Below are 22,447 nucleotides of genomic sequence, written 5' to 3' on the forward strand. Positions count from 1 at the left end.
AGAACCTGCGGAAGCCACTGCTGCACGCCGCCGTTCGCAAATCCGAAGACGTAAGGCGCCATAATCAGAAGGGCGCCGGTCAGGTAGTCGATGATGCCGTGAGTCTTTGTGTCGATCATCTCAAAGCGTCCTTTATTGCCACGAGTTCAGATTCAACAACCTCTTCCATCCAAAGTTCCCGTACCTCTTCCGGCATGCTACGCGAGCCTCCTAATGCGAGCGGATGCTCCATCCGTCACTGAAGAAAGCCGGCCTCCCTCGCCGCTGCGACGAACGCGTCGCTTGCAGCCTGTGAAGCTGACCGCCGCTTCACAAAGGCGCAGCACTGTCGGCGGGCCGGAGGAATATATCACCGCCTGATGGGGAAAGCTTGTAGTACTCTCCCAACAGGAGGCGCCGAGCTGTAGAGGTAGCTAGTCGCCGCAAGTGGTCATGGAACGGTCGCGTCACGAACCGAATACTCGCTCCTGAAGATGCGCGAACTGGAGGCCAGTACTGCAATCTCAGCCAAGCGCCGCGGATCTACCAGACCTCGTTTGTAGAAGCTGAAGACGATACTGGCGAGATGCCATCGCTCCGGCTCGCTGATTGCCCCGGCGGCTTCACCTGCCAGTCGAACGGCCTCTCGCAGTGTCGCCAGACAAGCTTTATCGAGTATAGTAGGATTAATATCCCCTTGCATAGGCATCAGTTACCTCCGCCTTATGACCAAGGGCGAAGTATAGCAAGCACGCAGAACCATTGCAGGTTCTGTACGGAACCTGACGATGTCCCCAGGCAACAGGTATATGATACGGGAACGGCCAGTCGAAGGTGGACCAGCCTTCGAAGGGGCAGGCAGCGACCTTTCAGTAGCTCTATCCGATCAGGCCTCGGGAGCTCAAGCTTGTCCCGCCCCCTCAGTACGCTAGCGCACCTTGCCAGGCTGGAACCCCCATGTCTTCAGGCGGTTGGACGTCCGTGATGAAGATCATGCTGAAAAGACAGTCACTTGTCTGACCTGGAGCTCCAAGAGGTACCGCGAATGATGAAGCCCCCGACGGACGAAAAGGCTGGTCGTCTTCGCGCAGCCAAGGCCGTTGCCCATCGCATGAGGCGGTGGCGGGTGGATCATTCCTGCTGCGCCCAGCATGCACACGCCTCGATTATGGCCGCGGCTCCGAAGGAGGCTCAAGTTGATTGTGGTTGGGGAAGGCTTTTGTTCGCCCAGACCTTTGATCAGCCTGCGCGACTTGTGACGGCTCTGCGCGAAGAGGCGCCGGAGCAGCGAGACATCGCCATCTATGTCGGTGATCCACACGTCGTAATCGCAGCAGCGCCTCATGAATTGTTTCTCGACCCTTCGCACACCTTTCGGCTTCACCTCTCCACCTACCGCGGCAGCCGCAGGCAGGCCAGTGGCTTCCGGGTCCGCCGTCTTTCCTCTAGGGCGGACGCTTGTGCCGTCAGCCGGATCTACAACACCCGCGGCATGGTGCCGGTTCGGCCGGACTTTATCTGGTGCAATCGGGATAACCGAGCCATCACCTATCTCGTCGCAGAGGATCAAGCGACTGGCGAGGTGGTGGGTACTGTGACCGGCATCGACCATCACAAGGCATTCAATGACCCCGAACACGGCTCCTCTCTGTGGTGCCTTGCTGTAGATCCGCAAGCACGTCATGCAGGTATCGGAGAGACTTTGGTTCGACGGCTTGCGGAGTGTTTCCTAGGTCGCGGCGCGGCATTCATGGACCTGTCAGTCCTTCATGATAACGAGCAGGCTGTTGCCCTTTATGAGAAATTGCAGTTTCGACGTATTCCCGCTTTTGCCGTCAAACGGAAGAACTCCTTCAACGAACGCCTCTATTCGGCTCCGCTGGCAGGCTATGCTGCACTCAATCCCTATGCCCGTCTGATAGTGGATGAAGCGCTTCGCCGTGGCGTCCAGGTCGAGATAACCGACGCTGAAGGCGGCTTCTTCCGCCTGTCCCATGGAGGACGTTCCGTCCACTGCCGCGAAAGTCTCTCCGAGCTTACCTCCGGGGTTGCAGTCTCTATCTGCGATGACAAAGCTGTCACCCGTCGGGTGGTCGAACGAGCCGGTCTCCATGTTCCGGCGCAGATGGCCGCAACCGGCGACGAGGCGTCGCTTTCCGCTTTTCTCAACCAGCACGGGCGTGTCGTTGTGAAACCGGCGCGTGGCGAACAGGGTCGTGCAGTGGCCGTGGGGCTTGATGAGCTAGGTGCTGTTAAGCGCTCCATTACGGAAGCCGAGGCAGTCGGCGGGCGTGCCCTAGTCGAAAGCTATTTCGAGGGGGAGGATCTTCGTCTCGTCGTTATTGATTTCAAGCTGGTGGCTGCCGCCGTTCGACGTCCGCCCTGCATTATCGGCGACGGCCGCACGACCATCCGCAGGTTAATTGAGGCGCAGTCAAGGAGACGTTCCGCTGCAACGGGAGGAGAGAGCACCATTCCTATCGACGCCGAAACCGAGCGCTGCCTAAGGCTCAGCCATCTGGCGCTTGACGACGTGCTTGCAAAGGGGCGGGAGGTTCTGGTCCGCAAGGCCGCCAACCTCCACACCGGGGGCACAATTCACGATGTCACCGAGATTGTGCATCCGCGCCTGGTGGAGGCGGCTATCGCCGCGGCTCGCGCCATCAATATTCCGGTGGTCGGGATTGACTTCATGGTCAACAGTCCGACGGAGCCTCAGTATGTGTTCATCGAGGCAAACGAGCGTCCGGGACTAGCCAATCATGAACCACAGCCGACTGCCGAGCGGTTCCTAGATCTTCTGTTTCCACTTTCTGGAAGCCGGGCCGCCGACTGTGCGCGAGGCAGGATCTGACTCTCAGCTCGAGGCGCAATTTTCTAAACATTCAAAGCCTGAGGTAGCCATTGTCCTCTCTCCAGGCCACCGCCGAACTCGACCATTAAGAACCGCGTTTGGCAACCGCAGTCGAGGAATAACACTGGCTCTTCCTGCCACGCGTTCTAGGTGGTCAAGGATGCGCAGAGCGTGTCTAGTGAAACCCGCGCTGCCCAAGAAAAGGGCAAGTCCTCAGATGGCCAGCCTCAGCTCAGACTTCAAATCTGGTCCAGTCGTTGGGAGCAAACCAACGCCGTGCGCGATCTGATCTCCGGTCCACCGTTCCTTCGCCTTCTGCTTCACGGGTAGGTATCTCTGCGTCATCGTCCGTGTGTTCAATGGTCAGTGCCGCCTTCGAAAAGGCGATGACATCACCACCGGAAATTTGCCTGCTTTCGCCATGCATTTCTGCCTCCTCGACCGGCTGCTTTCATCATGCACCGGCAGCTGATGGTGATGAACCAGCTCATTGCAGCGAAGTTCCCGGCGAGAGACTTCCTGGTTCTATTTTGCAGCAGATAGGCTGTATGGTGCGTGGTCGCCTTGCGAGTACCTAATTGACCGCCGTGGAAGCTCTGCCGCTTCACGCCGACCACCCCTTCCGCGAGGGCAACCGAACACATCCCAGTTTAGGGAGCTTCTTTCCGTTCACGTCGTGGGAAGAAGTTCTCTCAGAACGCCGCGCCTCCCTGAGGAAGTTCTGGCTGTAGAAGCCAGTGGCCCAGCGTATGTTGGGGTAGCATGAGCCAATGCGCCCTGGTAGTTGAGTGGTCAATTCGATTTTCCGGCTGCCGATCAGTGATCAATTGAGCGGCTGGCCATTTCACCAACACCGCCACTTGACGATCACGAGCCACGATCCGAGAGGCTCACCCATTGTCACGGAACTCCGGGTAAAGCGACATGCCGCCGTCGACGAACAGCGTTATTCCGGTCACATAATCGGCCTCATCCGAGGCCAGCCACACGGCCGCCCTTGCCACGTCTTCGGGCTCACCGATCCTGCCATACGGTATCAGCCGAAGAAGATTTGTCAGGGCCTCCTCTGTTTCCCATGCCTCCCGATTAATGGGCGTCCTGATAGCCCCAGGAGCGATCGCATTAACGCGTATTCCGTCGGCCGCAACCTCTTGCGCAAGCGACTGCGTCAACATACGTACTCCGCCTTTGGAGGAGGCATAGTTGACGTGTCCCGCCCAGGGGATGATTTCGTGGACTGAGCTCATCGCGATGATATTGCCAGCGCTCCGGCTTGGAGCATCTTTCCGCCGCTGCGCACGGAATGTGCGAACTGCCTCACGGGCGCACAGGAACTGACCCGTAAGGTTGACTTCGATCACTGTCTTCCAGTCCTCCAGGGTCATGTCGCCGATCGCGGCGTCCCTCTGCACCCCTGCATTGGAGACCAGAACATCGACGCGCCCAAAGGCAGACACTGTCTCAGCGAACATCCGGACGACGTCTTCTTCTCGAGAAACGTCAGCCTGGACCGCTACGGCCTTGCCACCCGCTTTGATGATACCCTCAACCAGTTCTTCCGCAGGCTCATCATGAGATCGATGATTGACAACGACGCTGGCACCCTCCCGTGCCATGGCTTGCGCGACGGCTAGCCCGATACCGGAGCTCGCGCCTGTGACGATAGCTACATGATTGGCAAGTCGGCCCGCGGACATGGACATGACGTCTCCTGCTCCGAGCCCTGACCCATTTACCGGACCGGCTCTTGGTTCGTAGTTGCAGCGGGCGCCCTCGGCGGATAACTTCGGGAGCCACCGCAGCACCAAGCAGGTCGATCACCCGGTCGCTTGTTCAGCGGCTGCATTGAGCGTCTGCTCTGCCAAACCGGTCAGCAACTCGTCCGTCTTCTTTTCTTCATTAAGTGTCGTTTCCAGAAGCTTTGCGGCATCGTCCATGCCAAGCTGGCTTGCCCAGCTCTTGAGCGTGCCGTAGCGGCTAATCTCGTAATGTTCGACAGCCTGAGCTGCGGCAAGAAGGCCAGCATCAAGAGCAGGCGAGCCTTTGAACTCTTCAATGATCTCTTCAGCTTCGTCCAGAATGCCTTCGATCGCAGGGCAAGTCTTGCCACGTGCTCGCTTGCCGATCAGCTCGAAGACTTGCTGCAGACGTTCAACCTGCTCTTCCGTCTCCTCCCGGTGCTTTTCGAATGCAGCCTTGAGCTGCTCGTCCTGCGCACCGCGGGCCATCTTCCGCAGGCCGCTGATGATCTTCCGTTCAGCGTAATAGACGTCCCTGAGTGTTTCGTAAAAAAGATCGTCGAGTGTTTTGTTAGCCAAGGCCAGGTCCTCCTGCGTTTGCAGTGAGACAAACCTGCGCGAGGCGCCAGAGTTCCCGCAGCCGGGAGCGGGTGACTCCGATTATGCACTGATGACGCTGTTGGGCGAACCAGCGCCGATCCCGGAGCTTGAAGCTGGAGATTTTCGCGTGATCCGGGTCTTCGCTTTGGCGATCGCCGCGCGTGCGGCCTCTGCTCGGGATCGAATGGCCTCTTGATCGAGGGTGTCAACATCACCGACAGCCTCCACGGCGGCTGACAGGTGTTCATCCAGAAGGTCGCATTGTTGTGGAAGCTGGGCATGGTCTGCGATGCGTTGTATCGCTTCCATCAGATGCATGATGACGAAAGGCTTTCCCATGGCGTTCTGGCGAATCTGGTTAAAGGCCGCACCGACCAAAGAGGCGTATGTGGCGCGGGGAAGAACGATACGCGGTTCCCCCGCCGAGCTCGTTATGACGGAAGAGGGAAGCGCGCGCCGCATGAGGTGAGCAAGCCCAGCCGATAGTTGCGCAAGAACGGCAACCGCCGTGTAGGGGTCGTTTATGCCCGGTGACAGTGCCCTTATCGCCATTTCCACGAGATGCCGGATGGCAAACTCCGGATCCTGGGTGGAAGTGCGCCTCGACCCGACCACCACGGCTCCACAGACCTGATCTTGAAGCTCTTGAGTCCAGTGAGAGTCGGGAAAGATACCGATCCCTCCACCGTCGGTGATGACATAGTCCCCCGGCTTGAACAAGAATCCAATCACGACATCGCTCTTCTGAGCGAGTTCGCACAGCCTTTCAACGTCGATGCTTTGCACGTAGCCGTCGACACTTGGCCCAAAGAAGCGAGCATCCTGATCGAAGCCTTCTGGTAGAGCCTTTTCTGGATCGTGATTGCGATCCTCGGCGAGATCATCGAGTTGAGAAAGCATACTGGTGATTTCGATGCCCAGGCGCTTGATCACCGTCTCCGACACGATCGAGCGGGCAAGGAAGTGAAGATAGGCGACGAGAACCAGAACGCTCATCAGGGTGAGTGCGATGCCGAAGGAGACACTAGGATAGGCCTCAGCGTCGTTCTTGATGCTGGAGCCGACGGAGGCGAGTTGAAGAAGACAGTACACGGAGGTCATGATGAACGTGCCCAGCGCAAGCTGCGTGTGCCGAGCAGACATGAAGCTGCGGATCAGCCGCGGTCCGAACTGATTTGCTGCCAGTGACAGCACGACCATGGTGATGGAGAAAACCAGGCTGGTCATGGTGATCATTGAGGTCAGCAATGAGGATAGGACGTCGCGGGCGTCGCTCGATGTACTGACGAAGACAAATATTTGCACTTTAGCAGGATCGAGGTCGGCCAGGACAGCATCGGCCCAGGTAGCAGCCGCCGAGATTGCTATGGCCGTGACCGCCATCAGCGTCGGGACCAGCCAGAGGCTCGTCCGCAGCTTCTCCCGCACCACCTTCAAGCCTGGACTAGATCTGCCGGCCGTAGAAACACTGTTGAACATCACCACCTCCGTCGCGAGAACCTGAGCCGGATCAAAAGGTTTCAGATGTCAGGCTGCGGGAGACGTGCTCAGTTTGTGGAACTTGATCACATTCTCCAGTTCGCGGTCTGCAGTTCACCAAAACCATGAGGAGATTTCCATGTTCTTTCGAACGAACAAGTTTCAGTATCATGCCAAGCCCGCAGCCCCCGACCCAGTCTACGCAAAGAAGCTGCAGGAGGTACTCGGAGGCCAATGGGGTGAGATCAGCGTGATGATGACCTACCTGTTCCAGGGCTGGAATTGTCGCGCCCCGGCCAAGCATCGCGACATGATCCTCGACATCGGCACGGAAGAGATCGCGCATGTGGAAATGTTGGCGACGATGATTGCCCGCCTTCTGGAGACCTCTCCGGTGGAAGTTCGCGAGGACGCCGCGAAGGACTCCGTCATCGGCGCTGTCATGGGCGGTGCTCGGGTGGAGGACGTCATTGTCGGCGGCATGAACCCGCAGCATGCGATCGTAGCAGGCATGGGGGCCACCCCAACCGACAGCGTCGGCTATCCCTGGAATGCACGCTACACCATCTCTTCCGGTAATCTGCTGGCCGACTTCCGCTTCAACGTGACGGCAGAATCTCAAGGTCGGCTGCAGGTATGCCGCCTGTACGAGATGACGGACGATCCAGGTGTGCGCGACATGCTGTCCTTCCTGATCGCGCGTGACACCATGCACCAGAACCAGTGGCTGGCAGCTATCAAGGAACTTGAGGAAGACGGCCTCGACCAGACGCCGGCGCCGATGAGCTTCCCCCAGGAGAATGAGCTGTCCCAGGTGGCGTATCAGTTCTGGAACTGCTCGGAAGGGACCGAAAGCCGCCAAGGACAATGGGCCGAAGGTCCGACGCCGGATGGCAAAGGCCAGTTCGAATATCTTGCCGATCCGCAGCCGCTTGGCGAAGAGGTGACGGAGCTTTCTCAGCTCGATCCGCGCCTACACAGCACCCCGAAGAAGCCCATGCCGCCAATGTAGTCCTGAGCCCAGACGGTGGCGGCGCAAATGCTGCCGCCGCGCTGTTGCCGTGGTTTCGGCACGCGAGCTCCAAAGGTGGCCTTGAACAGGCGCGAAGGGCGCACGTTCAGCTAGGCCATTTGAGGAACTGACGCCCTTCGCTCCGGTTCGCGTTCCAGCGAACCGGCGTCGGCTGGCTCAGCCCGTCCTCCGGAGCTCGCGTGCCTCGCTGAATACGAGCTTTGTACTGCCGGTATGATCATCTACGACGACTTGGGAGCACCCGATGAGCTCAGATCCGCACGATGTTGCCCCCCAACTGCCGGACCGGCTGAACATTCTGAAGTCACCGGTCTCTGGCGATAAGGAGGGTTATGAACGACTGCTCAGTCTGCTTCTGGAATTGAAGGCTATGATGCGCCAGAAGATTAGTCCCGCCACGCTGCGAGAGTGGGAGGGGCGCGCGCGCCTCTCCCTCGATTCCAATGAAGTGGACTTGCTCTTCGCTCGGCCGGACCACGACGATTTCGATATGTCTGCGCTGCCCGGCGAGCGCTACGAGAACCTACGCCGTATTTTGCTCCGTCGGAAAGGCCTATCGGCGTAAGCGGGAAGGAAGTCTGTACCATCCCAGACAATGCAGTCCCGAATGGAGCATCCGTGGAACTCGCTCCCCTGCGTCTTGTTCGATCTCCCGCGGGGCAAGGAGAGAAAGCCAATGAACAGACGTAACCTCTTGATCGGCACCGCAGCCACGGCGGCGGTGCTTCCTTTGACAAGCTCTGCTTTCGCCCAGGGTGCAGCGGTAGATGAGGCGAAACTGCCCGCTCTTATGGGCGGCGACTTTGCAACGGCGACCAGTCAGCTTGCGTTGCAGAAAGCGAACCACCGTGCCGTGAAGACATTTGCGGAACTGGAGATTGCGGAACAGGCCGCAGTCGCCGAAGCCTTCGGCTCCAGACCCGGCGCCGCCGGAATTAGCCAGAAGCATGCCGCCATGCTCGAAAAACTTGAGGCTGCAGAAGGTGCCGAGTTCGATGCCATGTATATCGAGGGCCAGATTGACGGCCACGAGGAGCTTCTTGCGATCCATAAGAAGTATGCCCGCAACGGCGACGACCCGATGGCGCGTGGAGCTTCGCTCGTCGGCGTCACAGGGATCCAGAGCCACCTCGCCATGCTCAAGGGCATCAAGAGCATGATCGGGTAAGACCGGCCCACAGCTCTTGGTGAGCCGGAATAGACAGCGGGCGCAGACTTAAGATGTGCCCGCTGCTCATGGTGGGCGCGCTGCTCACGAAGGCTCGGCGGCTCAGCTCTGCACTTCACGGCATCATCGAAAGACTTCGGTGGCTTACTGGGAGCCGGTACGAGGTTGAGCGCGAGGCAAAGCACCTCGTCTGCATAGTTGGACACAAACACCGGCGCGACAGGAAGATTGGCAGAGACGTCGGCATAGACACGTCGATCGAGGCCAGCAGGCGGGAATGCAACGGAAAGCAGCACTTGCCTCAGATGATCGAGTTCGATCCCGCCCGCATGGCTGTCGAAGGTGACGTCCTCGCCTGTTTCCACGTCGACGGCTGTTTGCAAGCAGTCGCACGGGCCATCCGACAGCCGCCCCAACTCACCAATTCACTTAGGGTCTTGCGGAGCGGCGAGGTGTCGAACACGTGTGCCGACGAGCGGGTGCCTGACAAGAGCGGCAGCAGGTTCGGCAGGATCCTGCGAAACAGGCCCGTCCGCCAATAGGCGATCGTCTGCAACAACGAGAACACACTCGCCTATACGTGGTGCCAGGAAGCTAAGCGGAGGCAGCATAGTTTGCTGACTCCTGCAGCGGCCAAAGACTCGTGGGCGCCGGCATGGTAAGCGCCAAGTCCATTGCCCCCAGACTGGCACAGCCAGATTTCCCGTAGGCGTTCAGTCGATCGACGGCTCCTTCCTTGCCGCGCGCAGACGGGCCACTTCCGAGATGAGCCTTCGCAGGAAATCCATCAATGCAAGACCGGGGTCGTCGCTTTCGTCGCGTAAGACTGAAATTCCCCAATGTCTCAACACCGCCTCCTGCACCTCGTTCCCACGCGGCATGAAGATGAAGGATGGAGGCCGATCCTCGGCAAAGCCAGACCGTTGCCATGTCTGCCAGAGCCGATAGAGCAGAAGCCGGATGTTCATGTCGGACATGCTGTAGCCGATGAACAGAACGGTCTTTCCCAGTGCATCCGCTCGGAACCTGACGTCGAGTGGCGTATCGAAGGATAGGCGCTCGAAATGGTCGGATTCGGCGAGAACGAGAGAGGCAGGATCGTCCAGGTCCCCATGAAACTTGATGATCTGCGTCACCCCCTCCGACACCTCCGTCAGATCCCGCGCATTTGTGATTTTGGCGTATGGCTTGCCGTGATGTTCGAAAGCTGCTTCAAGATTCCGGTCGTAGTTGGTCGTGTAGATGACGGGGAAGTCGAGGCTGACCAGCAACTCATGGGCAAGGGACTTGGCGACCTGCTCCTGGCAGATGCTCCAGTTGTCTCGTAACCAGTGGCCAAGCAGGTCCATGTTTCCGCCCCTGAGGCGGTAATATTCCGCCACTGTTTGATAGTGGACGTCTGGTTTCGAAAGAAGATCGCGGTCCAGTTCCAGTTCATCGACCATGTACTCCGTCAATGCCTGCCAGGAAGGCAGGCCAACCTGCATGGATACACCAGCACCCACAAACAGGATTGCCCGGCGGTCGATGATGGCTTGCGCCAGCGCCGCGAGGCTTTCATGCCGCCCCCAATTATCTCCCATGTCAACTCAACATCTTGTGGCAATACATATCGGGCAGCCTTCTCCTGCTTAAGTCTGTTGCTTCCCGGCGAGCGGTGGCGGCTGCGCGCCAAGTTCCTCCATCGAGATCTGATCGACCTCGGCGGGTGCTGAAGCGGGAGGCGGCGTCTCATCCGGTGACCTCCTGCGCGAGGATTCAGCCGCTTCGAGGGATCGCGATGCGGTTGCCCCGCCTGTCCGCGACGCTGCCAGATAGCCAGCCTCGAAAGCTTCACGGGTCCGTGCCGTGTCTCGATTGCACCGAGCGACGTGTCCCAGACTTTCCCACCACTCCTTCCACGCCTTCTCCATATCCATCACCGCCTCCTGCCAAGCGCAATGATTTGGGTTACATCCTTCTGATCACCTATCAACGCAGCATCTTCGTCGATTATCCGCGCGCCGCGTTGGCGGGTAAGGTAGCGCCAGATCCATTGGACGGTGACCAGGACGCGCTTTTCAAAATTCACGAGGAGATACACGTGGACTATTGCCCACAGAAGCCAGGCAAGCCGCCCCTTAAGGGTCCACCTGCCGAAGTCGAATACGGCCGCGTGTCTTCCGATGACTGCGGTATTCCCGCGGTTCCTGAACCGGAAGGGTGCTGGAGGTCCACCTTGGCGCAGTTTTCGCCCTAGAAACTCTCCTTGTTGTTTTGCCACTTGCGCAAGTGCGGGAAGCGGTTTCCCCTCTGGGTCAAGCGCCATAGCAGTGTCGCCGATCGCATAGATGTCGCTGAGGCCAACCACCTGCAGATTCGCATCGACAGGGATACGGCCTCCGGGCGGCTCCTTCATGCCCAGCCAAGCAAAGGCGGGCGAAGCCTTCACACCCGCGCCCCATATTATGCAGCCGGCATCGATGCGTTCCTCCCCAACTATTACGTGGCCTTCCCCGACGGCAGAAACCCGTTGACCCAGCCTGATCTCGACGCCAATCCTTTTTAGATAAGTGGCAGCGTAGCTGCTGAGATGTCCGGGGAAGGAGGCAAGGATTCTTGGGCCCGCCTCAAGAAGGATCACGCGCATCTGGCTAGGTGCCAACGTGCGATAGTCCCGACTGATCATGTAGCGGCCAAGCTCGGAAATAGCGCCCGCCATCTCCACACCAGTCGGGCCACCGCCAATGACAATGCTGGTCAGCAGCGACTGCTTTTCCCGCTCCGTATGCGCAAGCTCCGCCTTCTCAAATGCCAGCAGCAGGCGCTGCCTGATCTGTCGAGCCTCGTGGATCGATTTCAGTCCGGGAGCATGGAACTGCCAGTCGTCATGGCCGAAGTAGTTGTACTGCGAGCCTGTGGCGATCACGAGCTGGTCATAAGCGACTTCGCCCCTGTCTGCGAGCCGGACGTGCTTGGCTCCACTATCGACACCAACGACTTCAGCCATCAGGACGCGGATGTTCCGGTAACGTCCGAGGCTGCGCCGGATCGGCTCAGAGATATCAGCGGGCGACAGCGCAGCTGTAGCGACCTGGTAAAGGAGTGGCTGGAAGAGGTTGTGGTTGCGGCGGTCGATCAAGGTGACATCGACCTCCGAATTTCCTAGTGCGCGGGCGCAAGCTAGTCCCCCGAACCCGCCTCCGATAATGACGATATGGCGCCTCGATACAACGGTGTCTTTGTGACCGCACCGCCGTAACCTGATCCCGCCGCTCATGATCTTTGTCCCCTGCAATTGGCGGGTCCCGCGCCGACTGGCACGGAGGCGAGGAAGCTAGCTTCAAGGCAAGAGGCGTCCATAACGTGACTCAGGGGATAGAGCATCATCGTAGGAATGCCCCGAGCAGAACTGCAGCGCCGACCACTATGACGGCGATAAGTGGAAGAAGGGCTGGGAGGCTTGGCTTGCGTTCCAGCGTCCCTTTAAAGGACGAGGTCATTGCCACGTCGAAGTTCCGGGACTTCAGGTGGGAGCCCTGCTTTCGCTGTGTCGCGGTGGCGGTCTCTATCTGCTCGGGCGACAGCGGCACACCGCCAGCCTCTGAATCAGTCTCGAGCGGTGCCATGGCCGGATCGAAGCCAGGTCGCTTATCGCCAGTCAAACCCCGCTGGATGTCGCCTCTGATCTGTGCGGGGTTGGGCGTCGGGTCGTGTGATCTGCTGGGCATGAGTTTCGGTCTCCAAGTCCATGCCAACCGCTGGAGGCGCCGCGGGTTCCTGCCGCGGAGTAATGGCAATTGCAAATGTACGGCAGCGGACCCTTCCTCCCGAAAAATGCTCAGCGCGCGAAACATTGGGCAGTGATGGTTAGTTCGGCTACGGCGACAACAAATCCTTACAAGCGCTAGGCTCACTGGCCCGGCGGATACAGGAGACACCATGAAGATCACGGGAATTCAGACCATAGCCGAAGGAAGCGGTACGGCAGGGCATACGGTCGAATACGTCTTCGACAGCGGCGCCGTCTTGGCCGTTCGTTTCAGCGGCGAACAAACAGAAGTCAATCGCACCAATGCGGTCAGCCAGGCGAAGTTGTTCCTGGAGCGTGTTATTCGCGAGGGACTGCTGCCGGAGCAGATGGAGGATGGGGAGAACGTGGACGGGCGAGCGGCAACGATGGCCTCCTCGCCGGGGTCGCCGGCGGAGCGGCTCGACAACCGGTGATGCAGGGGCATCATCCAGCTTTCTCCATTAAAGACGGTCAGGATAATTTGCTTTAAATGCGGGCCCCTCGTGCACCGAAGATTGACAGAGAGGCTCTCCGGCACTCTCATCGAGCGGCATCTGGATTTCGAGCGAAGACGAGCGTTGACGCTACAATCAAGGTGAGATGTGGATCCCACGGTACGACAGCGGACGCAAACGCTAAGCCGGCTGGAGTTTCGGAACATTGCTCGCGCGAAGATGATTTGTCTCCCGTCAGAGGGGAGAATGACATGACCGAAGGGCGAGGCAGTGAACGTACGGCAACTGAAATGGTGGAACTCTTGCCGGGCTTGCGCTCCTTCGCGCGGCGTTTTGATCCGAATCCCTACAACATTGAGGATCTCGTACAGGAGACGCTAGCTAAAGCGCTGGCTAACCGCGACAAGTTTCGAGAAGGGACAAACCTTAAGTCCTGGCTCTTCACCATCATGCGCAACACGTTTTGCACAAAATACGGCGTCGCAAAGCGTGAGCCGCTGGGATCGGATGATTGTGTGGCCGCACAACCCTCGATCAGCGCTCCACAAGAATGGTCGCTGCGCGCCAAGGAGGTCGCCCGCCAGATCGAACGCCTTCCGCTGCACTACCGCTCTGCTGTTCAACTCATCCTTATTGAGGAGATCAGCTACGAGGCTGCCGCCGACCGAGCCGGATGCCCTGTCGGCACGATCAAAAGTCGCGTGAACCGAGCTCGAACCATGCTTGAAACGAGATTGGGCGAAGCAGGCTAAGAGCAAGGAAGTCTTCAGCCGAACAGACTGCTCCACCAGGGGAGGTCGGGTCGCGTAATCATTAGCCAGAATATGACCAGCACCGCCGTGAATGCCGGGAACCCAAAGATGAACCACAGGCGAAAGAGGGAGTGGTAACGAGGGGGCAGATCTTCGCCAGTGGAGACGGTAGAGACGGCGATATTTCGCATCTCGAGCTGCATCCAGACAACCGGGAGCCAGAATGCCCCGGTAAACAAGTAGAGGAGGATGGACAGCACGATCCAACCCTCCGCGAGCGGATAGCCCACGTGCCATGCGAGGGCGACGCCGGTGATCGGCTGCAGGATGACGGCAGTCGTCGTGAACAGGAAATCCGCGATTACGACGATTCTTGCCACCGCAGCAACGATCGTGGCATTGCGGGTCCGGTGCGCGAGCAGCATGAAGAAAGCGATCCCGGCGCCGGTGCCCAGAAGGACTGCGGCCCCGATGATGTGGACAAACTTAAGCAGGAAGTAGAGCATCATCGGTCTTCCAGGACTGCGAGTGCCAGGAGATGCAGCACGAGAATGGGCCAGATCTTCAGGAGTGGCCCAAGAGGGTCATCCCATAGGGCCGGGAGCAGCAGGCTTCCGGCGACTGCGTAGAACAAGGACAACCCGATGCCCCCGTAGAGGCCCCATCGTGCGCTTCTCCTGAAGGCTATTCCTGCTCCGATCGCAATGTCGGCCAAAGCTCCGGCAATCACTGCTGGCACGGCGAGCTCAGCTGCAGGTGTGCGAAGCATCAAATCCACGCCCTCCCTGAATCCGTTCGTTAAGGAGATTATTCCCGTAGCAATCCAGAACAAAGGAAGGACGATGAACGTCAGCGGCTTCAGGAAGTACAGCTTTGCGAACCATCGTTCCTGGACGCTTGGCGGACGAGATGCCAAGGCTGCCGCAAGTGACATGGGCCGGATGCCTGTGGCCTCCAACCATGGTCCGGCATCGCCCACGGCTCCTCGTGTAATCTCCTTCTGGGCATTGGACCGCATGGGCGGTCTCCACCCCAGATGTCCGGCCAGATCTCCCAGCTTGTATAGCAGGCGTGACAATGGGCTCGGCAAGTTTACTTGAGGTGCCGGACGCGAGCCGAGCCAACGACGGTAGGTGGCAACGACATCGGCAAAGGATAAGCGCTCTGGACCGACCAATTCGAGTGCTAGCCGCGAGGGCGCCGTGGGCTGAAGTAGGGCTACGACCGTTTCCACGACGTCGCTCAGTTGGACGACCTGCAGTTGACCTGTGTGAGGCATCAGCGGCAAAACCGGAAGCGCCGCAACACCCCGGAACAGGGCGCTGGCGCCATAGGCGGCAGGGCCGAGGACAACCGATGGCCTTAGGATCACCCAGTCCAGCTCGCGCGCCATCAGCAGATCGTCTCCAAGGGCCTTGGTTTGAGAAAACTCCGAAGGCTGTTCCCGGTCAACGCCTAGTGCTGAGAAATGGACGACTCGCCGTATACCAGCTTCCTCACATGCGACGAAGAGAGCTGCTGGAGCCTCCACATGAACCGTGCGGACCCGGTCGCGAGCTGTGTCCTGGAGTGCGCCTGCGCAATTGACCACCGCGTCTATCCCCTCAAGGTGCGGCAGCCAATCAGAGGGGCTGGTAGCATTCGCCAGATCCAGCACAACTTGCCTTGATACGCCCATGGGAAGAAAAGCGGCGCCGCCCCGAACGGCTGCAACAACATGATGGGCGTCTGACGAGAGCCTGGCGCAGATAGCGGAACCAATCAGTCCTGCCGCGCCGATGACCAGAATATTCATGTCGCTTCCTTACCAGCAAGCGTTGACGCGGCCGCGGAACCGCCAAGGGCGGCATCGCATCCAGCACTCTCAGTGCATGGAACACCATCCTGTTGCGATCGTTCCGGAATGTGAGTCGAGGAAAACTAAACATGGCAGATAGAGCTCTGAAGCAGATCTTCTAGAGAACGTTGATGGCTTTGCTGAGCGTAGCGCAAGATCCTGATGTCGGCTCCTTTGCTGCGAATGCTGTTAGTGCCGCGGCGCAGCAGGCTCCGCGGTTAGTGGTCGGTGCTATGGCAGGGATCTGTGCGACGATGGTGATGACCTTCGTGATGAAGCGTGGCTTCGAACTCTTGCCAGAAAGACAACGATATCCATTGCCGCCAGCCGAAATAGCCTCCGGACTTGGGACACCAAAGGGCCATTTGCCCGACCAGGCACTGTTGTTGCACGCGGCCTTTGGTTCGGTAGCCGGCGCCGTCTTATGCTGTTCTCCCTGTCAGGACCGGCGGAGGTGCGTATGGCGCCTCAGTATGGGCTGCAAGCTATCTGGGATGGCTGCCGGCATTAGGGCTTCTTAGGGCAGCAACGGGACATCCGATGCGACGAAATCTCCTAATGTTAGTCGCACATATTGTGTGCTGAAGCGTGTTGTCGCGTCTGACCTTTGAACTGGAAGCTGCACAAGCAACGGGTTTTGCCGATGGCGACATGCAAGATCGAACCGCTCCACGCCGCTAATCCCGACGCTCGCGTGACGTTCAGACGCAAAGGAGGCATGCATGGTGAGGACGGCGGTTTTCTCATCCGCCGGTGGTTCACGACCACCATTGGGATGATCCATCGCATGAAGTCGAACAAGACCTCGCTGCTGCCAGAAGATGCTGTCTCGAGGTGCACGTGAGCGGTTGGTTTAGCCAGGTGTCGCGTACCCACCGCTAAGATGGAGTTACCTTGCAATGACAGTGTCTACCTCATCACGTCTGATGGGGGCGGGCGACTATGCTCCCCAGGCCGTGGCGTTCATCACCAATGGCGGTGATGTCTCACAGTCCGCAAGCGTACAGAGGGGGAACAGCCATGAGAGGCGGAAGTTCTCAGACCACCGCGGATGCAAGACACCCTTAGCATTCCTGCATGGTCAGGAGAACCTTATGCCGTTCCAAAGCAGATACCGGCCCCTTGTCGACTCTAGTTGGGGGAACTGGGACAAGCCTATCAGCCTCAGGCTTGGGAGGAGCAGCACCCACATAGTGCACAGTCCTCAAGAGGCGTTGAAACTGATGTCAAGCGAGTGGCCCGGTGAGCGCGGAGACAGCTACTACCAGGCTCGTCGCGCCTGTCTGGCCTTCTTGAAGCGACAGGCGTCACCCGCTCAAGTGCGTCGTGCCTTTCTCGTTGCCGCCGCTGAAACGGGGCTGCTTCACTAGCTCTGCCCTCCCCGACAGTCCTCGCCACTGACTCGACGGCTTTGCCCGTTGGAGTTCTCGCGCATCTTGCAAGAGAGAAGCCATTTTATCCGCCATGGAAGCACCCTGCAAAAAGACCTACTCGCTTTTTCCTGAAATCAAAGAGCCAAACCGTAGCGGAATGCTACAAGTCGATGACCTACATTCGCTGTATTGGGAAGAGTGCGGCAATCCAGACGGCATCCCTGTTGTCTATCTTCATGGAGGGCCTGGAGAAGGAGCGGGCCCAAGAAAACGCCAGTTTTGGGACCCTGAGGCCTATAGAATCATCCTCTTTGACCAGCGGGGCTCGATGCGGTCTACGCCGCTCGCCGAGTTGAAGGACAACACGACAAGCCACCTGATCCGTGACATCGAGGCTCTTCGCAGGCATCTTGACGTGGACCGTTGGCTCATCGCCGGAGGTTCGTGGGGGACGACGCTTGCGCTTGCCTATGGAGAGAGCCATCCGGAAAGATGTCTCGGTTTTCTTCTTCGCGGCGTCTTCCTTGGCACCAGCGATGAGATCGAGTGGTTCGTCTATGGAATGCGACGTTTTTTTCCAAAAGCGTTCGAGGACTTTTCGACCTGGATCCCCAAGGAGGAGAGGGACGATCTCCTGACCGCTTACGCCAAACGTGCGACGGCTGAGGAGCACGACCTACGGCTTGAGGCATGCCGGCGCTGGGTCACGTATTCGGGATCATGTTCTTCCCTCGAATATGATCGGGAAGCGGTTGAAAAGATGGCTGCCAACGAGACGGTGGTGCTCGCTATGGGCCGGATCGATACCTGCTATTTCAAGAACGGGATGTTTCTTGAGGACAACCAGATCCTGCAGAATATTGATCGGATCAGCCATCTTCCCTGCGCTATCATCCAGGGCGGGCATGACATGATTGCCACGCCCAATTCGGCTTACAGGCTTCACAAGGCTTGGCCGAATTCAGTCATTCATATGGTTCCGGATGCTGGCCACTCTCCGATGGAAAGCGGTACCTTGAGTCGCCTGATCGAGGCGACGGAGCATTTCAAGCAGCATGGCCGGTTCGACCAGCTTTCAGAATCGGCCTCATAGGCTCCTTTTGTGGGCGAAACCGACCCAAGGCCAGTTCGGAGCAAACCAGCAGCCGCTGGCCCGCAATCATCATGCGTAGACGCTTGGCCGCAGATTGCCGTCGCCTCGCCTGCCAGTCGGTGGAGAAGGCGCTTAAGGTGGAGGATGCCCCGCCGTTGCGGCTGCTCCGCGTATAGGTGAGACAGGCCTGGTTCGGCAACGGGAACAAAAGCCGCTCTCGTCGTTTCAGCACCATGAAGAGGTGTCCCCGCATGGTTCATGTTGTTCTTATTGGTGACTCGATCCTGGATAATGCTGCTTATGTGCCACGAGGCGGAGACGTTGCTTTCATCCTGATGAAGCAGCTTGGGGATGGTCAGGTCACTCTTCTGGCTCGTGATGGCGCGGTTATCGAGGACGCTATCGGCCAACTGAACAGTGTTCCCGATGGCGCAACCTTTCTCGTGGTCAGCGCTGGCGGCAACGACGCCTTGCAGTCGATCGGTGTGCTGCTTGAGTCGGTACGCACGGTCGCGGAGGCGCTTGAAAAGGTGCGGGTTATCCGTGACCGCTTTCGGGATCGCTACCGAACTCTACTCAATGAAGTGGGGCGTTATGATCGTCCCACGGCAATCTGCACTATCTACGACGTGATGCTGCCAGATCTGCAACAGCGCCGTATAGCTAATCTTGCTCTTGGGGTGCTGAACGACGTCATCATACGCGAAGCGGCGAGGCGGGGACTGCCCTTGATTGATCTACGGGTGATGTTCTCACAGGAGCGACACTACGCGAACGCCATCGAGCCGTCTGAACAAGGGAGCGAACTAATCGCGGCGGCCGTTGTAGAGGCGATGCACAAAGCTCCTTCAGGCAGATCAACGATCCACACCGGATTGTAAAGTAAGGCAACAGTGCAATGCCGGATTTAGAGGAACGAGCAAAGAAGTTTGCCACCAAGGCCCACGGCTCGATCAATCAGCGACGAAAATACACAGGCGAACCTTACATCGTGCACCCCATAGCGGTGGCTGAACTTGTTAAATCCGTACCGCATACAGAGGAGATGATCGCCGCGGCCCTTCTCCATGATGTGGTTGAAGACACTCCAGTGTCGATTGATGAGATCAGAGCCGAGTTTGGCGAGGATGTCGCTGAGCTGGTTGATTGGCTGACGGATGTCTCCAGGCCCGCTGATGGTAATAGACGGGTGCGCAAGCACAGGGATCTGATGCACCTTGCAGAGGCGCTGCCGGCGGCCAAGACCATCAAGCTTGCGGACCTGATCGACAACACGTTGACGATATCCAAACACGACCCGAGCTTCTGGAAGGTCTATCGCCGCGAAAAGGACGCTCTCCTCCAAGTCCTGAAGGAGGGTGATGCTACCTTATGGAGAACTGCAGCGGCTCAGACGACACGACGTTAAGCGTCACCGACGATCACTGTGATCGTTCCCGTCCCACCGCAGTCGGGACAGGTCTGGCGGCCAAGTCTGCCGGTGCCAGCGCAAGCTGGGCAGATACCCTCTGCAGCCTGCTTCGTACCGGGCGCTGTCTCGTCACCCGGCAGCAACTTTTGCGCCCCGTCGGCAGGTTGGTTGTCGCTTATCATCGCCATCTCCTCTGACTTGCGCCACAACAACGGGCGGGTAGGCGATGTTCCGCCCAGATTAGATTCGTCAGCCTAGGCGCGGAGTAAGTTGAAGGTTAGGACGTTAAGCACGTATCCCTTTTCGGCGAAGAAGGATCCTGCGCAGGTTTCGAAGGCGCTCACCCGGCAGTTCCGGAGCGAGAAAATCATCGTCCTCCGCGCGCAGGAACAGTAGGTCAACTTCATGCGGTTCAAGATGAGCGCAAGCTCGTGCTTCCCATTCTCGTAACGCGGCGTGGTCGATTGGGCTCCCCATCATCCCCTGCAATTCGCGCAGGAGATCGACCAACCTTTGATAGCTCGTAATATTTCCGGAGAGGGGAGGCTTCAGAATGTTTAGCCGGTCCGGCAAGGGATCGGTGCTATCGTCCGTACCCTGCATCATGCCACCTCAATCGTCATTTGCCTCTCCAGGAAGATCTATACGGAAGACGGAGATCTACTGGGCTTGGGCCTCGCTGTTGCCGTTGGCAAGGTCGGGATGGCTCATTTCATCGGTGATGGCGCCCGGAGGTGCGTCCTCTGTCCGCTTGTACGGCTCTTCGAGCCTGGTTGAAGAGGTGGACGCGAAATCTTGCACATAGAAGAAGAAGGAACCCGCCGAGACTGCCAGTAGGAGAGCCGCCACGATAACAAGGGCTTGTTTTTTCGGTCTCATCAACTCGCCTCACGTCTGATGTTTGGAGGTCGAACAACGTCGGCGTGGTAGAGTTGCCTGTCGGCGAAACTTTCTGGCTCGGCGGATTGTTCAAGAGGGAAAATCCCCGAAAGTGAGGTAAACAGTCATGGGTTCCAAAACCGCCTTGTTCGGGTTGATCTTACTGACGATCGTGCTCGCGCAGGTAACACCTTTTGATCTTCGTGCTTCTTCTAGTCGTTGCCGAGACGACGCAGCACGCCTTTCTCGGGCATGATTTTTCGCTGACGAACTGGTTCCTGCTTATCATCCTGCTGTTTTCACTCGACATCCTGCTATCCTACCTGAAGGATTGGTTTCCCCGGCTTGCGCTCTTCCTGGACAGCGCTCCGGCTGTGCTGATCTCCAAAGGCACGCCGGATAACCGCGCAATGCACAAGGCCCGGGTCAACCTGGACGATATCCTCGTTGCCGCCCGGCAGCACGGATTGGAGCAGCTTACGCAGATCAAGTTCGCCGTCCCGGAAGCCGACGGTAACATGAGCATCCTCCCAACTGAGTCGTAGAACGTCTTCATTGACCCGAGACAAACCGCTCTTCCCGACGCGCTGGTAGTTTCAGTTCTGAACAGCCTTCTGGTACCATTGATGGGTCGAGCGCTGCCGCTTTGGCCAGCGGAACTAACGCGCCATCTTTTTACAAGCTGTTCCATGATCCGGAGGGCGGTGAGTTCGACAGCTTGGAGGGAGCGCGACCAGATGCCGAAGAGGCGGCCCGTGAAACACTCGCCGAAAAAATCCTTTGGAGGGAAGTGCCGGATGCTGTTCGAGATGACGATGGAGGACGGTGAAGTGGTGTCGCGCCTGCCCTTCCGTTCCGTCCTCAACCTGGATCGATAGACCTTTCCGGTTGAAGAGTAGAAACGGCAATCTCAAACGTAACGCACAGACCATCCGGTCCCCACTCCCTATCCACGGTGGCGGGGAAGCCTCTGGCAATCGAGTCAATCAGTCTTGTGCCAAACCCAGGCGAGGACTTCCCCTCCGAACCCAGGGGACCGCCTATCTCCTTCCAGGCAAGAATGATCTGATCATCGTCGGCCTTGATCGTTATGGCTACTCGACCATCCGGGATCGACAACGCGCCGTACTTGGCAGCGTTGGTGGCCAGTTCGTGGAATAGGAGCGCAATCTTCGTTGTATTGCTCTGCGCTACAGGGAAATCAGGACCCAGCAAAGAAATGCGATGCCGCGATTCATCCTGGTACGGAGCCACGACCTTTTCCAGCAGTTGTTGCAGAGTGGCACCCTCATCGCGCTCTTGCGGCCCATCGAGGCTGGGTAGAGTCAGATCGTGAGCAGCAGCAAGTGCCGAAAGCCGCTGCCTCATCGAGTGAGCCAGCTCTGCTGGCGATACAGCGGACTTTGATGCCATGGTGATCAAGCCGCTCGTGAGAGCGAACAGGTTCTTCACCCGGTGGTGCATTTCTCCCAGAAGCAGGCGTTGCCGCTCCTCATCGCGCTTCCTTGAGGATATGTCGCGTGCAATCTTGGAAGCGCCGACTATGGTGCCGTCGCTGTCTTTTATTGGCGAGATCGTCAGCGAGATGTCGAGGAGCGAGCCGTCCTTCCGTCGACGTACTGTATCGAAGTGATCAACCTTCTGCCCAGCGCGGAGCTTTGCAAGAATGGCAGGCTCTTCATCCAAGCGATCTTCAGGAATGAGGATCGTGATCGGCTTTCCAACGACCTCTTCGGCCTGATAACCGAAGAGCTGCTCGGCACCCCGGTTCCAGCTCGTGATGATGCCGTTGATGGTCTTGCTGATGATCGCGTCTTGTGAGGACTCAACGATGGAAGCCAACAAATCCTTGGGATCGTAAGGCGCGATAGCAAGTGCGGTTGCGCCAACGACGTTTCTCCCACCGGCCTCGTTAGGAGAAGCCGAGTTCGCATCACGGATGCCGGGCGAAGATGTCATTGGTCTGTGCCCTCTTCGCTGATTGATTGAATAAGCAGTACATAGAACAGACGCAGGGGGAAAG

25 protein-coding genes and 1 pseudogene are annotated in these 22,447 nt (G+C 58.4%); 12 read left to right on the forward strand and 14 right to left on the reverse strand.

Going from position 1 to position 22,447, the window contains the following annotated elements; all coding sequences use genetic code 11:
- Positions 1-430 precede the first annotated feature (430 nt).
- On the reverse strand, positions 431-688 hold the full coding sequence (locus tag LXM96_RS18845) for a hypothetical protein (protein WP_240000112.1): 258 nt from the start codon (positions 686-688) through the stop codon (positions 431-433).
- 336 nt (positions 689-1,024) lie between these two features.
- Here LXM96_RS18845 and ngg point away from each other — a divergent pair, with 336 nt between their 5' ends.
- Positions 1,025-2,833, forward strand: coding sequence for an N-acetylglutaminylglutamine synthetase (gene ngg, locus LXM96_RS18850; protein WP_240000113.1), 1,809 nt, complete (start codon positions 1,025-1,027; stop codon positions 2,831-2,833).
- 232 nt (positions 2,834-3,065) lie between these two features.
- On the opposite strand, the gene LXM96_RS18855 is transcribed toward ngg, so the two are convergent.
- From LXM96_RS18855 to LXM96_RS18870, 4 genes are all read right to left on the reverse strand, one after another.
- On the reverse strand, positions 3,066-3,260 hold the full coding sequence (locus LXM96_RS18855; protein ID WP_240000114.1) for a hypothetical protein: 195 nt from the start codon (positions 3,258-3,260) through the stop codon (positions 3,066-3,068).
- Positions 3,261-3,723: 463 nt separating this feature from the next.
- Complete coding sequence (locus LXM96_RS18860; protein ID WP_317208277.1) at positions 3,724-4,536, reverse strand: SDR family oxidoreductase; 813 nt, start codon at positions 4,534-4,536, stop codon at positions 3,724-3,726.
- A 114-nt stretch (positions 4,537-4,650) separates the two neighbouring features.
- Complete coding sequence (locus LXM96_RS18865) at positions 4,651-5,151, reverse strand: YciE/YciF ferroxidase family protein (RefSeq protein ID WP_240000115.1); 501 nt, start codon at positions 5,149-5,151, stop codon at positions 4,651-4,653.
- Between the two features lie 81 nt (positions 5,152-5,232).
- On the reverse strand, positions 5,233-6,651 hold the full coding sequence (locus LXM96_RS18870) for a DUF2254 domain-containing protein (RefSeq protein ID WP_240000116.1): 1,419 nt from the start codon (positions 6,649-6,651) through the stop codon (positions 5,233-5,235).
- A 139-nt stretch (positions 6,652-6,790) separates the two neighbouring features.
- On the opposite strand from LXM96_RS18870, the gene LXM96_RS18875 reads away from it, so the two are divergent.
- From LXM96_RS18875 to LXM96_RS18890, 4 genes are all read left to right on the forward strand, one after another.
- Complete coding sequence (locus LXM96_RS18875) at positions 6,791-7,663, forward strand: manganese catalase family protein (protein WP_240000117.1); 873 nt, start codon at positions 6,791-6,793, stop codon at positions 7,661-7,663.
- Positions 7,664-7,928: 265 nt separating this feature from the next.
- Positions 7,929-8,249 (forward strand): hypothetical protein, encoded by a 321-nt coding sequence (locus tag LXM96_RS18880; RefSeq protein ID WP_240000118.1) that lies wholly within the window; start codon positions 7,929-7,931, stop codon positions 8,247-8,249.
- Positions 8,250-8,360: 111 nt separating this feature from the next.
- Complete coding sequence (locus tag LXM96_RS18885; RefSeq protein ID WP_240000119.1) at positions 8,361-8,852, forward strand: DUF4142 domain-containing protein; 492 nt, start codon at positions 8,361-8,363, stop codon at positions 8,850-8,852.
- A gap of 53 nt (positions 8,853-8,905) precedes the next feature.
- Positions 8,906-9,394: a hypothetical protein gene (locus LXM96_RS18890; RefSeq protein ID WP_240000120.1), complete on the forward strand. Its 489-nt coding sequence runs from the start codon at positions 8,906-8,908 to the stop codon at positions 9,392-9,394.
- A gap of 171 nt (positions 9,395-9,565) precedes the next feature.
- Here LXM96_RS18890 and LXM96_RS18895 read toward each other — a convergent pair whose 3' ends face one another.
- From LXM96_RS18895 to LXM96_RS18910, 4 genes are all read right to left on the reverse strand, one after another.
- Entirely contained in the window at positions 9,566-10,435 is an 870-nt protein-coding gene (locus LXM96_RS18895) for an SIR2 family protein (protein ID WP_240000121.1), read from the reverse strand.
- A 48-nt stretch (positions 10,436-10,483) separates the two neighbouring features.
- Positions 10,484-10,771: a hypothetical protein gene (locus LXM96_RS18900; protein WP_240000122.1), complete on the reverse strand. Its 288-nt coding sequence runs from the start codon at positions 10,769-10,771 to the stop codon at positions 10,484-10,486.
- Positions 10,771-12,111 (reverse strand): NAD(P)/FAD-dependent oxidoreductase, encoded by a 1,341-nt coding sequence (locus LXM96_RS18905; RefSeq protein WP_240000123.1) that lies wholly within the window; start codon positions 12,109-12,111, stop codon positions 10,771-10,773. The genes LXM96_RS18900 and LXM96_RS18905 overlap by 1 nt, the downstream gene beginning before the upstream one ends.
- Positions 12,112-12,217: 106 nt before the next feature.
- Entirely contained in the window at positions 12,218-12,562 is a 345-nt protein-coding gene (locus LXM96_RS18910; protein ID WP_240000124.1) for a hypothetical protein, read from the reverse strand.
- Between the two features lie 211 nt (positions 12,563-12,773).
- Here LXM96_RS18910 and LXM96_RS18915 point away from each other — a divergent pair, with 211 nt between their 5' ends.
- Both LXM96_RS18915 and LXM96_RS18920 read left to right on the forward strand, forming a co-directional pair.
- The gene (locus LXM96_RS18915) at positions 12,774-13,058 is read left to right on the forward strand and encodes a hypothetical protein (protein ID WP_240000125.1); all 285 of its coding nucleotides are present in this window, start codon (positions 12,774-12,776) and stop codon (positions 13,056-13,058) included.
- Positions 13,059-13,330: 272 nt separating this feature from the next.
- Complete coding sequence (locus LXM96_RS18920; RefSeq protein ID WP_240000126.1) at positions 13,331-13,831, forward strand: sigma-70 family RNA polymerase sigma factor; 501 nt, start codon at positions 13,331-13,333, stop codon at positions 13,829-13,831.
- 14 nt (positions 13,832-13,845) lie between these two features.
- Here LXM96_RS18920 and LXM96_RS18925 read toward each other — a convergent pair whose 3' ends face one another.
- On the reverse strand, positions 13,846-14,337 hold the full coding sequence (locus LXM96_RS18925) for a DUF2269 family protein (RefSeq protein WP_240000173.1): 492 nt from the start codon (positions 14,335-14,337) through the stop codon (positions 13,846-13,848).
- Complete coding sequence (locus LXM96_RS18930; RefSeq protein WP_240000127.1) at positions 14,337-15,626, reverse strand: SDR family oxidoreductase; 1,290 nt, start codon at positions 15,624-15,626, stop codon at positions 14,337-14,339. The genes LXM96_RS18925 and LXM96_RS18930 overlap by 1 nt, the downstream gene beginning before the upstream one ends.
- A 1,136-nt stretch (positions 15,627-16,762) precedes the next feature.
- Here LXM96_RS18930 and LXM96_RS21915 point away from each other — a divergent pair.
- From LXM96_RS21915 to LXM96_RS18945, 4 genes are all read left to right on the forward strand, one after another.
- Complete coding sequence (locus LXM96_RS21915) at positions 16,763-17,038, forward strand: DUF982 domain-containing protein (RefSeq protein WP_394802001.1); 276 nt, start codon at positions 16,763-16,765, stop codon at positions 17,036-17,038.
- A 94-nt stretch (positions 17,039-17,132) separates the two neighbouring features.
- On the forward strand, positions 17,133-18,134 hold the full coding sequence (gene pip / locus LXM96_RS18935; protein WP_262913765.1) for a prolyl aminopeptidase: 1,002 nt from the start codon (positions 17,133-17,135) through the stop codon (positions 18,132-18,134).
- Positions 18,135-18,385: 251 nt separating this feature from the next.
- The gene (locus tag LXM96_RS18940) at positions 18,386-19,015 is read left to right on the forward strand and encodes an SGNH/GDSL hydrolase family protein (protein WP_240000129.1); all 630 of its coding nucleotides are present in this window, start codon (positions 18,386-18,388) and stop codon (positions 19,013-19,015) included.
- Between the two features lie 17 nt (positions 19,016-19,032).
- On the forward strand, positions 19,033-19,542 hold the full coding sequence (locus tag LXM96_RS18945) for an HD domain-containing protein (RefSeq protein WP_240000130.1): 510 nt from the start codon (positions 19,033-19,035) through the stop codon (positions 19,540-19,542).
- On the opposite strand, the gene LXM96_RS18950 is transcribed toward LXM96_RS18945, so the two are convergent.
- Together LXM96_RS18950 and LXM96_RS18955 are read right to left on the reverse strand one after the other, a co-directional pair.
- A complete protein-coding gene (locus LXM96_RS18950) occupies positions 19,539-19,727 on the reverse strand; it encodes a hypothetical protein (protein ID WP_240000131.1) in 189 nt (62 codons plus the stop codon). The two genes, LXM96_RS18945 and LXM96_RS18950, sit on opposite strands and share 4 nt — an antisense overlap.
- A 478-nt stretch (positions 19,728-20,205) precedes the next feature.
- Positions 20,206-20,424, reverse strand: a complete 219-nt coding sequence (locus LXM96_RS18955) for a hypothetical protein (RefSeq protein WP_240000132.1) — start codon at positions 20,422-20,424, stop codon at positions 20,206-20,208.
- 127 nt (positions 20,425-20,551) lie between these two features.
- Between LXM96_RS18955 and LXM96_RS18960 the strand changes: the two are divergent.
- Positions 20,552-20,969: pseudogene (locus LXM96_RS18960) on the forward strand (DUF421 domain-containing protein).
- Positions 20,970-21,285: 316 nt separating this feature from the next.
- Here the strand turns inward: LXM96_RS18960 and LXM96_RS18965 are convergent.
- Complete coding sequence (locus LXM96_RS18965; protein WP_240000133.1) at positions 21,286-22,383, reverse strand: sensor histidine kinase; 1,098 nt, start codon at positions 22,381-22,383, stop codon at positions 21,286-21,288.
- Between the last annotated feature and the right edge of the window lie 64 nt (positions 22,384-22,447).

The sequence above is a fragment of the Rhizobium halophilum genome, assembly GCF_021648825.1.
GTDB classification, from domain to species: Bacteria; Pseudomonadota; Alphaproteobacteria; order Rhizobiales; family Rhizobiaceae; genus Neorhizobium; species Neorhizobium halophilum.